The organism is Roseiarcus sp. (assembly GCF_049514155.1).
Taxonomy (GTDB): Bacteria; Pseudomonadota; Alphaproteobacteria; order Rhizobiales; family Beijerinckiaceae; genus Roseiarcus.
The window spans coordinates 1-12,334 of the sequence record NZ_JBEKVH010000122.1 but is presented as its reverse complement, the minus strand read 5'-3'; the positions used below and the strand labels follow the sequence as shown (position 1 = coordinate 12,334).

Below are 12,334 nucleotides of genomic sequence, written 5' to 3'. Positions count from 1 at the left end.
GTCGGCTCGCCCAATGTCGCCGGCGCCCGCGTGCTGGGCGAAATCGTCGAGCAGGCGCGCGGTCCGAAGGTCATCGCCTTCAAGAAGCGCCGCCGCAAGAATTCGCGCCGCAAGCACGGCCACAAGCAGGACCTGACGATCGTCAAGATCATCCAGATCGTGCCGGCCGGGGCCAAGGCCGCGCCGGCCGCTTGAGGCGAAAAACCCGCGCGCCGAGGCTTTCCTTGGCGCCGCAATTGCATTATACACCCGGCCGGCAAGCGCTGCGCGCGCCGCGTCGGTTTTGGAGCGGATCAATATGGCTCACAAGAAAGCAGGCGGTTCGTCGCGCAACGGCCGCGATTCGGACGGTCGCCGACTCGGCGTGAAGAAGTTCGGCGGCGAGCAGGTCGCTCCGGGCATGATTATCGTGCGCCAACGCGGCACGAAGTTCCACGCCGGCCGCAACGTCGGCATGGGCACGGATCACACGCTTTTCGCGATCGCCGCCGGCGCCGTGACCTTCGAATGTAAAGAAGAAGGTCGTCAATACGTAACGGTGGTCGCGCAAAAAGCGGCCGAATAAACGGCGGGGGCCAGACGAGATCCCCCGCTGTGGCGAAAAGCCCCCGCGGACGATCTCGAGACGCCCCCGAGATAGGAAGGCCCAAAAAGGCGCCCTTCCAGCAAGTCCGGTAAGCCAAGCGCTTATGAAGGGGATGCGGATCGCCGCGTTCCCTTCGTCGTTTCGGGGCCCGCCGCGGCGCGCCCCTCGCTGGTCCGGAGTGGAAATGTTCCCCGATCTTGCCCGAGACGATGTCTTCCGCCTGGAGACCGCGCGGCTGTGGCTGCGCTGGCCGCGGGCCGCAGATGCGGCGGCGATCGAGCGCTATTGCAGCCGTCGGGAAGTCGCTGAGCGCACCGCCCGCATTCCCCACCCCTACCCGCCGGGCTCCGCCGAGCGTTTCATCTTCGCCGCACGCGAAGGCAACGCGTCGGGGCGCGACCTGACCCTGGTGCTGACTCCGCTGCGCGACATGCGCGAAGTGCTCGGCGCGATCAGCCTCGAAGGCCGCGCCCAGGGGCGCCTCACGCTCGGCTACGCGCTCGCGCCCGAGGCCTGGGGCAAGGGCCTGGCGAGCGAGGCGGTCGAGGCGATCATCGACTCTGGTCTCAGCTTGACCGACGCGGTCGAAGTCGTCGCCAGCAACCACGTCGACAATCCCGCTTCGCGCCGGGTGCTGGAGAAGACGGGCTTCGCCTTCGTCGGTTCGGGGCTCGAGGGCGCGCCGGCGCGCGGCGGGCTTGTCCCCTGCGACCGCTTCGCGCTGTCGCGCGCCGCCTGGAGCGCGCGCCGCGGCGGCCTTGTCGCGCGCCCGACCGTGACGGATCTCCATGAAGTTCCTTGATCAGGCCCGCGTCTACGTCCGCTCCGGCGACGGCGGGGCCGGCTGCGTGTCGTTCCGCCGCGAGAAGTTCATCGAGTTCGGCGGGCCCGACGGCGGCGACGGCGGCCGCGGCGGCGACGTCGTCGTCGAATGCGCGAGCGGTCTCAATACGCTGATCGACTTCCGCTACCAGCAGCACTTCAAGGCCAAGACCGGCATGCACGGCATGGGCAAGAACCGCGCCGGCGGCCGTGGCGCCGACGCGGTCTTAAGAGTGCCGGAGGGCACGCAGGTCTACGACGAAGAAGACATGGAGAGGCCGCTCGCCGACCTCAAGGCGACCGGCGAACGGGTCGTCATCGCCAAGGGCGGCAACGGCGGATTTGGCAACGCCCATTTCACCACCGCGACCAATCAGGCGCCGCGCCGCGCCAATCCCGGCCAGGCTGGCGTCGAGCGCACGATCGTCCTGCGGCTGAAACTGATCGCCGACGCCGGCTTGATCGGCCTGCCCAACGCCGGCAAGTCGACCTTCCTCGCCGCGGTCTCGGCGGCGCGGCCGAAGATCGCCGACTATCCCTTCACCACCCTCCACCCCAATCTCGGCGTGGTCAGGATCGACGAGCGCGACTTCGTTCTCGCCGACATTCCCGGCCTGATCGAAGGCGCGCATGAAGGCCAAGGTCTCGGCGACCGCTTTCTCGGCCATGTCGAGCGCTGCCGCGCGCTGATCCATCTCGTCGACGCGTCGGGCGAGCACGCCGGCGCCGCCTATCGAATCATCCGCGGCGAGCTCGCCGCCTATGGCGGCGGCCTCGCCGAAAAGCCGGAGATCGTCGCCCTGTCGAAGATCGACGCGGTCGACGAGGAGACGCTCAAAGTTCAGCGCGAACGGCTGAAGCGCGCGATGCGCAGCCACGGTCCGTCGCTCGCCGCCGGCGCGCGCCGCGCGCCGCCGCTCGAACTCTCCGCCGTCGCCCATCGCGGAATCGCCGAGGCCCTGCGCGCCGCGCTCGCCGTGATCGACTCGGCGCGCACGCACGAGACGACGCAGGCCGCGCCGGCGCCGGCCTGGACCGCTTGAGCGACAAGGGCGCGCCTCAGGCGCGCACCTCCTGCCGCTGGAACGCGACATAGGCGATGGTGAACAGGCCGATCGCTGCGGCGATGAGGCCGGTCACCTGCGGCCAGATCAGCGCCACGCTCTCAGCGAACGGCAGCGGCGCCGAGATCGCGCCCTGGAGCTGCGACGACAGCACGACGCCCAGCGACCGGGTCGACGGGTTGAGCGTCGCCAGCGCCGTCTCGGCGAACAGGGTGTTGGGCGACAGGCGCGACAGCGCCTCGGTGACGTTGGCGTTGTGCAGCAGCGACATCAAGTCGTCGGAGTCGGCCGGCGCGACGATCGGCGCGATCAGCGACACCAGCATCGACCAGAAGAAGGCGAACAGCAGCCAGACCGACAGCGCCGCCAGCGCCGCCGTCGCCGCAGAGCGGAACGCCACCGAGAACAGCAGCGCCAACGCGAGCCACACGCCGCTGTAGGCGATCGCCACCAACAGGAATGTGAAGCTGCGCAACGTCTCCTCGCCGCTCGGCGGCAGGCCAAGCAGCAGCACGCCAAGGCCGATGACGAACAGCCACAGCGCCGTCAGCGTTATCGCCAGCGTCGCCAGGCCGGCGAGGAACTTTCCGAACAGCAGCGCGTCGCGATAGATCGGCTGCGCCAGCAAGCGGCTCATCGTACGGTGGTTGAACTCGCTGTTGACGCTGTCGAAGCCGAGCGCGATCGCGACGATCGGGATGAGGAAGCCGAGAAAGGCGACAAACGAAGGCAGCGGCGCCTTGGGCGTGGTGAACAGGCGCAGAAAGACGAACGGGTCCTCGCTGACGACGCTGCGCACTTCGCCGATCGTCGCGTAAACCGCGCCGGCGCCGGCGATGAACACCAACCCCTCCAACAGCCGCATGCGCACGCTGGAGAGGTTGTCGGCCAACTCCTTCATCATCACCACGCCGGCGCCGGCGAGGGCGAAGCCGTCACGCCGCATCGCGCACCCCCTCGAAATAGCGGGTGTAGACCTCCTCGAGGCTGGCGTGGCCGGCCTCGATGCTCATCAGCTCGCCGCCCGCCTCGACGATCGCCCGCGCTGCCGCGGCGCGCGCGTCGCCGCTCGCTTCGACGCGGAATCCGTTCGTCGCCTCGCTCACCCGGGTGACGCCGGCAACGCGGCGAATTGCGTCCGCGAGCCCGACGCCGCGCGCTTCGATCCGGATCACCTGGGTTCCGCCGAGCACGTCGCTGAGAAGGTCGTCGACCCGGCCCGTCAGGCCGATGCGGCCGCGATGAAACAGAGCGACGCGGTCGCAAATCGACTGGACGAGATCGAGCAGGTGCGACGACAGCAGGATGGTCATGCCCTCCTGCTTCAGCGAATGGATCAGCTCGAGGAACTCGTGCGTCGACTGCGGATCGAGACCCCCGGTCGGCTCGTCGAGGATCGCGACCGCCGCGCCCTTCATCAGGATCTCGGCGATCGCCAGACGCTGGCGCATGCCGCGCGAATAGGCGCGCACCGGCTTGCCGCCCGCCGCCTCGAGCCGCACGCGTTTCAGCGCCGCCTCGATGCGCGCGTCGGCGTCGGCGGGCTTCATCCCGCACAGCGCGGCGGTGTAGCGCATGTTGGCGACGCCGCTGAGGTGGTCGTAGAAGCCGACCGAATCCGGCATGTAGCCGACGCGGCGCTTGACCTCGAGCGGCTGGCGCAGCGGGTCGAAGCCGGCGACGATTGCGCGGCCGGAGGTCGGCTCGGTGAGGCCGAGCAGCATCAGGATCGTCGTCGTCTTGCCGGCGCCGTTCGGCCCGAGCAGGCCGAACACCTCGCCCGCTTCGACGGTGAGATCGAGGCCGTCGACCGCGAGCGCGGAGCCGTAGCGCTTGGTCAGCGCCTCGGCGCGAATGATCGGTTGGCTCATCGCCTGCCGAACCGGCCGACCGCGCCCACCAGCACCAGCAGCGCGACCAAAATGACGCCGATGCCGGCGACGCCCCACAGCGTCGAGGTCAGCACGGTGACGCGATAGCTGACGTTCTGATCCACGCCGTCGCCGACGGCGCTGACGTTGAGCAGATAGTCGCCGGCGATCGCCTGGGCGCCGGGCGTCAGCAGCACGTTGACCTTCTGCTGGCCGCCGACCGGAATGGGCGGCAGCCGCTTGGGATCGAACACGACTTTCCAGCCCTGCGGCGGCGTCGCGCTCATGCCGACGTCGACCACCGGCGCCGAGCCGATGTTGGCGATCGTCAGCGGGATCGAGCGCTCCTGGCCGGCGTAGGCCTCGCCGCTCAGGCGGTCGTCGGGGCCGCTGATCGTCATCGCCGGCAGTCCGCCGATGTCGAGCGTCAGCGTGGCGCTGGCGCTGACCTTGTCGCCGATCGCCTCGAAGGTCACCGGAACCTGACCCGACGGGGCGCTCGGATTGGGCTTCACCGAAACGGTGATGTCCTTGCTCTCGCTGGCCTTGATCAGCAGGCTGGTGATGTCCTGCGTGCCATATTGCTCCTTGTAGCTCTCCGTGTAGCCTTCCGGCGCATCCGTCTTCAGCACGACGGTCATGTCGTTCGCGCCCTCGTTCTTCACCGAGACGACGAAATCGAAGCTGGTCCGCGCGGCGCCGCTCAACGTCGGGAATTTCGGCGTCGCCGTCAGCTTGGCGGCAAGCGGCGGCGCAAGCGTGATGGCGATCGGCAACGACGACTTCGCCGTGTCGCCTTCCGCGTTCAGGGTGAGCTGATAGGGGCCCGGCTTCTCGGTCTCGGGGATCGTCAGCTTGAGCGTGAGGGTCGCCTTGCCGTCGTAATCGACGAAGGCGGCGCCGACCGGCTTGCCCGAACCTTCGATCTCGGCTTTCCAGCCCGGCGGCGCGTCGGCGACCGTGAGCGCGGTGCGCTGCGGCGGCAGTCCGTAGTTGTAGATGGTCAGCGGGAGATCGGCTTCTTCGCCGGCGCGGATCGTCAGGGCGGGAAAGTCGGTGGCGAGGTAGAGTCCCTTGACGCTGTCGGGGCTGGCGTCCTTGGCCAGGGCGGCGACCGAGACCAGACTGAGGGCCAAACCAATCAGCGCGCTCAAGCGCATGCTTCGCCTCCTGCCTCACAAACGCCGCGCGACGTATCACCCCCCGCAGGGGCGCGCAAATGAGAGGAAAAATTGGGACGGAATTTTGACCAAAAAGGTCCGCTTTCCCGTCTCATTCCAGACGTTTAGCGCAAGATTGGCGGCGCCGCGCCGCGGCGGATCGGCGTTCGCGCGTCCGCGAATCCTGTCGCGCGTTGAATCCTGTCGCGCGAGACGATCATCGGAACGGCCGCGGCGACCAAGTCGCCGACGAGGCGATCGGTCGATTTGCGCGGCGGCGCCGTTCGCCGTGATCACGCGCGAGCGATGACGGCGATCGGTCCGCCGCCGGGCGGCCCCTGGTGCTCGGCCCCGCCTGAAACATAGACGACGCCCGCGCCGGCGACGCCGCTGATCAACCCGCCAACCGCCGCGCGCGCGTGGCGCGTCGAGCTGATGTCGGTATCGTCGAGCATCGTGTGGCGAAAGCCGCGCACGGCGCCGTCGGGCGACGCCTCCGCCTTGGCGAAAACGTTGACCAGCCGCGGATCCATCGCGGCGTCGGCAGGCGCGAGGCCGACGCTCTCGAGCGCCCGTAGCACGGCGGGGAGATCGATCGCGTCGCGCATCACCGCGTGACCGATGACGAACGGGCTGGCCGACCGCGCTGAATTGCCCATCGCGATGACGACGTTGTGCATCAGTTCGATGCCAGCAGAGGATGAAGCGACCGAGGAAAACGAGCGCCAGTCCTTCAACACCTGGTCTTCGTCGACGCGTTCGAGCTCGCCCAGCGCCAAGGCGACGCCGAGCGCCGAAGCGCCGCGCGAATAACCCATCGAGGCGTAGCCGCTCGCAGTGATCGTCTTGCGCCCGCGGCGGCCGGCGGCCTCGACCCGCTCGCTGGTCAGCAACGGGCATTTGATCTGCACGAAATGCACGTCGTCAGGGTCGTCGATATCCGCGTCCCGCATCGCCAGACGGACCGCTTTCGCCGTTTCTTCGATCTGCGCCGCCCGACCGATTTCTTCCGGCAGAAGGTCGCGCGTATGGGCGACGCCGATGCTGAGCCGCTTGCCGCCTGTCGTCGCTTCGGCGCCGCTCGCGCTCGAGCCCCGCGCAAACACCGTGATGTGCGGGCTCAGCACGCCCTCCGTGCCCCCCGACATCACGAAGGCGATTCTGTCTTCGACCGCTCGCGGCGCCAGGCCGAGATGCGGCGCGAGCGCTTGCCGCAGCGCCGCGACCGCATATTCGCGCGTGAAATCGTTCACGCCGCCGTTGCCTTCGGTCTTGCCGAGCACGGCGACGATCTCCGACGGCGCGACTTTGCCGCTGTCGATCAGTTCCATGAGCCCCGAAACGTCGCCGGGCCCCTTGGTCGGGATACGAAAGACATTCACATGGATTGGCCGTTTGGTCATTCAGCCACTCCGCTCGACCTCGAGACGAATCAGCGCTCTGCGAGCCCGACGGCGCCGCCGCCGGCGCATCGGCGAATTGAACGGACGGACAGGATTGCGTCAAGCCGGACCGCCCGCAGCCCTCAGGGCGACCGGACCGGCGGCAGCGCCGACGAAGCGCGCGAAAGCGCGCCCGCGTCATGGGTGCGGCGCCTGAACCCTTGCCATATCCGGCGACGGCGTTATGCAGGTCTTCGCCTGTGAGGACGGGGATCTCTCGAGCGGCCGGTCCGTGGAGCGGCGACGGCGCAGCCGCCGCGCGGCGAGACGACACGCAGACTGGCGAACCCGCGAGGGACGATGTCGAAGCGCTATTCCGCCCTCGCCTTGGCCGTCGAAGGCTTGCGCGGTCATTCCGGCTGGCGGCCGGTTTGGCGTTGCCCCCGGCCGCAGCCCGCCTATGACGCCGTGATCATCGGCGGCGGCGGACACGGGCTCGCCGCCGCCTATTACCTCGCCAAGCTGCACGGCGTGCGCAGGGTCGCGGTGCTGGAGAAGGGCTGGCTCGGCGGCGGCAACACCGGCCGCAACACCACGGTGGTGCGCTCGAACTATTTCTACCCCGAGAGCGTCGCGCTCTACGATCTCGCGCTGCGTCTCTACGAGGGGCTGAGCCGCGACCTCAACTACAACATCATGCTGTCCCAGCGCGGCATCATCAACGTCGCCCATTCCGACGCCGAGATGGAGATCTGCGCGCGTCTCGCCAACGCCATGCAGATCAACGGCGTCGACGCCGAGCTGTTCGGCCCCGAACAGGTTCGGCGCGTCGCCCCGGCGATGAACTTCGACCCGCAGGCGCGCTATCCCGTGTTCGGCGGCGTCTGGCACAAGCGCGGCGGCACCGCGCGGCACGACGGCGTCGCCTGGGGCTACGCGCGCGCCGCCGACGCGCTCGGCGTCGACATCATCCAGAACTGCGCGGTCGAGGACTTCCTGATCGAGGGCGGCGTCTGCAAGGGGGTGATCACCGCCGAAGGGACGATCCGCGCCGAGCGGGTCGGGCTCGCCGCCGCCTCCCATTCGGCGACGCTCGCCGCCAAAGCCGGATTCGAGCTGCCCATGCGCGTCTTCACCCTGCAGGCGATGGTCAGCGAACCGGTCAAGCCGGTGCTCGACACGGTCGTTCTGACGCTGGGAACCGGAACCTACGTCAGCCAATCGGACAAGGGCGAGTGCGTCTTCGGCGGCGGCATCGACCGTGTCACTTCGTTCGCCCAACGCGGCAATCCGCCCGTGCACGAATTCGTCGTCGCCGGACTTCTCGACGCCTTTCCCGGCCTCGGCCAGCTCAAGCTGATGCGGCAGTGGGCCGGAATCGTCGACGTCGTGCCGGACAGCTCGCCGCTGATCGGGCCCTCGCCCGTGCCCGGCCTGTTCCTCGATTGCGGCTGGGGCACCGGCGGCTTCAAGGCCATTCCCGCCGGCGGCTGGCTGCTCGCCCATCTCATCGCCAAGGGCGAGCACCATCCGATCAGCCGGCCGTTCGATCTCGACCGCTTCGCGCGCGGCGCATTGATCGACGAAGCGGCCGGCTCCGGCATCGCGCATTAGAGGGCGGTCATCCGATGCAACGCTTCCCCTGCCCCTTCTGCGGAACGCGCGACGAGACGGAGTTTCGCTTCCTCGGCGAGGCCGACAGGCTTCGCCCCGCCGGCGGCGCCGACGCTTCGATCGCGGATTGGACGCGCTATCTCTATTTCCAGCGCAACCGCAAAGGGCGCGTCGCCGAAATCTGGGGCCATATACCCTGCGGCGAAACGTTCCGCATGGAGCGCGACAACGTCACCCACGTCGTTTACGCGGGCGTCTCGCTGCGCAAGGAGAGCGCCCCATGAGCCGCCGCCTGGCGACCGGCGGCGCGATCGATCGCGCCCGCCCGATTCCCTTCTCGTTCGATGGACGCGCTTATCTCGGCTACGCCGGCGACACGCTCGCTTCGGCGCTGCTGGGCGCCGGGGTCGCCGTCGTCGGCCGCAGCTTCAAGACCCACCGCCCGCGCGGAATCTGGGGACATTGGGTCGAGGAGCCCAACGCCTTCGTCGACCTCACGCGCGACGGCCGTCGCGAGCCGAACGCCCGCGCGACCACGACGTTCCTCGAAGAGGGCGTCGCGCTGGCGGCGCGGTCGATCAACGCCGCGCCCGACGCCGAGCGCGACCGGTTCGCTGTCTTCGACGCCTTCGCGCGCTTCATGCCCTCCGGCTTCTACTACAAGACCTTCATGTGGCCGAGCTGGAAAGTCTTTGAGCCGGCGATCCGCGCCATGGCCGGCCTCGGCCGCATCGATCCGCAATGGAAGCCAGCGGCCCCGGTCGCGCCGCGCAATCGGCGCTGCGAGGTTCTGGTCGTCGGCGCGGGCCCAAGCGGCCTGGCGGCGGCGCGCGCGGCGGCGGAGGCCGGCATGGGCGTGCTCGTCGTCGACGACCGGCCCGCGCCGGGCGGCAGCCTGCTCTATCGCGGCGGCGCGCCGGACGGCGCTGCAGCGAGCGCCTGGATCGCCGAAACGGCCGCCGCGATCGAAGCCGCTGGCGGGGCATTCCTGGCCAACGCCACCGCCTACGGCGTTTACGACCACAACCTCGTTTGCGCGTTCCAGCGCGGAACGACGGACGGCGCCGATACGCTCTGGCGCATTCGGCCGCGCCATATCGTCGTCGCCGCCGGCGCGATCGAACGGCCGCTGCTGTTCGACCACAACGATCGGCCGGGGATTCTCTCGGCCGAGGCCGGGCTCGCCTATCTCAAGCAATATGGCGTGCGGATCGGCGAACGCGTCGTCGTCGCCGCCAACAACGACAGCGCCTATGCGGCCGCCGTCGCGCTGCGCGAAGCGGGCGCGGCGGTGACGATCGTTGATTGCCGCGAGGCCGCGGCGGGCATGGCGGCGGCTGCGGCGGCGGGCGTCGAAGTGCGGCGCGGCGAACGCGTGGCGCGCGCCGAGGGCCGCGGCGCCGTCCGCGCGGCTCGTCTCGCCGGCGGCGCGACGATCGAAGCGGACGCGCTACTGGTCTCCGGCGGCTTCGACCCAACCGTCCAGCTCTATTGCCAGGCCAAGGGTCGCGCCGTCTGGGACGAGCGGCTGCTCGCCTTCGTTCCCGGCGCCGCGGTGGAGGGGCTCACCGTCGTCGGCGCCGCCAACGGCGTCTTCTCGCTCGCCGGCGCGCTGGCGCAGGGTCGCGCCGCCATCGCCGCGTTGCGCGGCGACGGCGCCGCCAGGAGCGCGCTTAATGAACGCGAGGACGCGCTCGCCGCCGCGCCCGTCTGGCCGGAGGTGAAAGCGAGCGGGCGGGCCTGGGTCGATTTGCAGAGCGACATGACGGTGAAGGACGTCGCCCTCGCCGCGCGCGAATCCTATCTCTCGATCGAGCACGTCAAGCGCTACACCACGCTCGGCATGGCGACCGACCAGGGCAAGACGTCCTCCGTCAACGGCGCGGCAACGCTGGCGCTCGCCACCCACCGCGAAATCGCGGCGGTCGGAACGACGACCTACCGTCCGCCGTTCACCCCCGTGCCGATGCCGGCGCTGGCGGGCATGCGCCGTGGCGCATTGCTCAACCCGGTTCGCCGCCTGCCGTTGGAAGCGCGTCACCGCACACATGGCGCGGTCTTCGACGATTACGGCGGCTGGCTGCGCCCCGCCTTCTACGGCGCGGCCGAGGCGAAGGCCGAGGCGATCGCGCGCGAAATTCGCCTCGCGCGCGACGCCGTGGCGATCTTCGACGGCACGCCGCTCGGCAAGATCGAGGTGATCGGCCCGGACGCGGCCGCCTTCCTCGACTTCAACAGCTACATGACGATGTCCAATCTGCAGCCGGGGCGAATCCGCTACGGCTTGCTGTTGCAGGAAAACGGCGTCGTCTTCGACGACGGCGTCATCGCCCGTCTGGACGCGCAGCGCTTCGTCGTCTCCTGCTCGACTTCGCATGTCGCGGCCGTCCACGCTCGGCTGGAGGACTGGCGGCAGGATCAGTTCGATCCGTCGCGCGTCTACGTCCACAACGCCACCGCGCATTGGACGACGCTGACCGTTTCCGGCCCGCTGTCGCGCCAGCTGGTCGAACGGCTCGAGCTCGGCGTCGACCTCGCCGATGCGGCGCTGCCGCATATGGCGCTTGCGGAAGGGCGGTTCGCCGGAGATGCGGCGCGCGCGGCGCGCGTCAGCTTCACCGGCGATCGCTCGTACGAAATCTCCGTGCGCGCGGCGCGGGCCGAGGCGCTGCTCGACCGCCTCCTCGAAGCCGGACGCGATCTCGGCGTCGGCCTCCTCGGCGTCGAGGCGCTGATGGTCCTGCGCGCCGAGAAGGGTTACTTCGTCGTCGGCAAGGACACCGATGGCGCGACGATGCCGCACGACCTCGGTTTCGCCGGCCCGCGCGAGAGACGCGCCGGCGACTTCATCGGCAAGCGGTCGCTGTTCACCGAAGTCGCCAGCGCGCCGGATCGGCGCCAATGGGTCGGCTTCGAGCCGACGCAAGGGCGCGAGCCGCTGCCCTGCGGCGCCCATGTCGTCGACCTTGCGGGGTCGCGCCCGCGCTCGACCGGCTTCGTCACCTCGAGCTACGCCAGCCCGACTCTTCGGCGGCCGATCGCCCTCGGCCTGGTCGAACGCGGCGCGGCGCGGATCGGCGAGACGATCACGTTGCAGCACCTCGGACGGCGCTTGACGGCGCGCATCGCGCCGGCGTGTGCGTTCGATCCCAAGGGGGAGCGGCTCCATGCTTGATCGCGGCCGTTTCTGGACCCCGGCGCCCGCCGAGGGGCAGGCGCAGTTCGCGGCCCGCGGCGTCGCCGTGAGGGTCGTCGCCGGCCTGTCGCAGGCGCTGCTGAGCGGTCCGCAGCGCTTCGGCGTCGGTCGCCTCGCCGCCATCGCCGCGCCGGTCGGGTTCTCCGGCGTCGCAACCGGGCCGAGCTACGCGGTCGCGATCGCGCGCGACCGCTCGCTGGTCGTCTCGGAACAGGCGATCGCGCTGGCCGAAGGCTGGGACGCCGAAAGCGCGACCGCCGTCACCCGCGTCGACGACGCCTTCGTCGTGCTCGATCTCGAAGGGCCGGGGTTGACGGATCTCGTGTCGAAGGCGACGACGCTCGATTTCGCCGACGCCTCGCCTTCGGCGGCGCTGCTGTTCGCCGGTCTGTCCTGCCTCGCGTACCGGCGCGAACGCCCCGACGTTCTGCGCCTGCATGTGGAGCGGCCGTTCGCCGGCGCCCTCGCCGAGTGGATGCGGCTCGCTTAGAGCGAGATGCGTCGAAGTCGAATCGTATCCGTCATTGCGAGCGAAGCGAAGATTCCATGGGAGGTGGATAGCGGCCGATTCTGTCGCCAGACTGAGGCTGTGAACCCACTCACTCTGGAGGCATCGATGTCAATTGACGCTCGCGAAGA

The 12,334-nt window shown here is 69.6% G+C and carries 12 protein-coding genes; 8 read left to right on the top strand and 4 right to left on the bottom strand.

Going from position 1 to position 12,334, the window contains the following annotated elements:
* The 4 genes from rplU to obgE form a co-directional block, all read left to right on the top strand.
* Positions 1 to 195: 50S ribosomal protein L21 (gene rplU, locus ABSF49_RS15845; RefSeq protein ID WP_424113619.1), on the top strand; the 195-nt coding region annotated here is incomplete at its 5' end.
* 103 nt (positions 196 to 298) lie between these two features.
* Entirely contained in the window at positions 299 to 565 is a 267-nt protein-coding gene (rpmA, locus tag ABSF49_RS15840; protein ID WP_424113620.1) for a 50S ribosomal protein L27, read from the top strand.
* A gap of 205 nt (positions 566 to 770) precedes the next feature.
* A complete protein-coding gene (locus tag ABSF49_RS15835) occupies positions 771 to 1,388 on the top strand; it encodes a GNAT family N-acetyltransferase (protein ID WP_424113618.1) in 618 nt (205 codons plus the stop codon).
* Entirely contained in the window at positions 1,375 to 2,451 is a 1,077-nt protein-coding gene (obgE, locus tag ABSF49_RS15830; RefSeq protein WP_424113617.1) for a GTPase ObgE, read from the top strand. Before ABSF49_RS15835 ends, obgE begins: the two co-directional genes overlap by 14 nt.
* 16 nt (positions 2,452 to 2,467) lie before the next feature.
* Here obgE and ABSF49_RS15825 read toward each other — a convergent pair whose 3' ends face one another.
* The 4 genes from ABSF49_RS15825 to atzD form a co-directional block, all read right to left on the bottom strand.
* Positions 2,468 to 3,418, bottom strand: a complete 951-nt coding sequence (locus ABSF49_RS15825) for an ABC transporter permease (protein ID WP_424113616.1) — start codon at positions 3,416 to 3,418, stop codon at positions 2,468 to 2,470.
* Positions 3,408 to 4,343, bottom strand: coding sequence for an ABC transporter ATP-binding protein (locus ABSF49_RS15820; RefSeq protein WP_424113615.1), 936 nt, complete (start codon positions 4,341 to 4,343; stop codon positions 3,408 to 3,410). The genes ABSF49_RS15825 and ABSF49_RS15820 overlap by 11 nt, the downstream gene beginning before the upstream one ends.
* Complete coding sequence (locus ABSF49_RS15815) at positions 4,340 to 5,503, bottom strand: COG1470 family protein (RefSeq protein ID WP_424113614.1); 1,164 nt, start codon at positions 5,501 to 5,503, stop codon at positions 4,340 to 4,342. The genes ABSF49_RS15820 and ABSF49_RS15815 overlap by 4 nt, the downstream gene beginning before the upstream one ends.
* A gap of 293 nt (positions 5,504 to 5,796) precedes the next feature.
* Positions 5,797 to 6,906: a cyanuric acid amidohydrolase gene (gene atzD / locus ABSF49_RS15810; RefSeq protein WP_424113613.1), complete on the bottom strand. Its 1,110-nt coding sequence runs from the start codon at positions 6,904 to 6,906 to the stop codon at positions 5,797 to 5,799.
* Positions 6,907 to 7,245: 339 nt separating this feature from the next.
* On the opposite strand from atzD, the gene ABSF49_RS15805 reads away from it, so the two are divergent.
* The 4 genes from ABSF49_RS15805 to ABSF49_RS15790 are packed head-to-tail and all read left to right on the top strand — an operon-like array spanning position 7,246 to position 12,185.
* Positions 7,246 to 8,499, top strand: a complete 1,254-nt coding sequence (locus ABSF49_RS15805) for a sarcosine oxidase subunit beta family protein (protein WP_424113612.1) — start codon at positions 7,246 to 7,248, stop codon at positions 8,497 to 8,499.
* A 14-nt stretch (positions 8,500 to 8,513) separates the two neighbouring features.
* Positions 8,514 to 8,783: a sarcosine oxidase subunit delta gene (locus ABSF49_RS15800; RefSeq protein ID WP_424113611.1), complete on the top strand. Its 270-nt coding sequence runs from the start codon at positions 8,514 to 8,516 to the stop codon at positions 8,781 to 8,783.
* A complete protein-coding gene (locus tag ABSF49_RS15795; protein WP_424113610.1) occupies positions 8,780 to 11,674 on the top strand; it encodes a 2Fe-2S iron-sulfur cluster-binding protein in 2,895 nt (964 codons plus the stop codon). The genes ABSF49_RS15800 and ABSF49_RS15795 overlap by 4 nt, the downstream gene beginning before the upstream one ends.
* On the top strand, positions 11,667 to 12,185 hold the full coding sequence (locus tag ABSF49_RS15790) for a hypothetical protein (protein ID WP_424113609.1): 519 nt from the start codon (positions 11,667 to 11,669) through the stop codon (positions 12,183 to 12,185). Before ABSF49_RS15795 ends, ABSF49_RS15790 begins: the two co-directional genes overlap by 8 nt.
* The last annotated feature ends 149 nt before the right edge of the window (positions 12,186 to 12,334 follow it).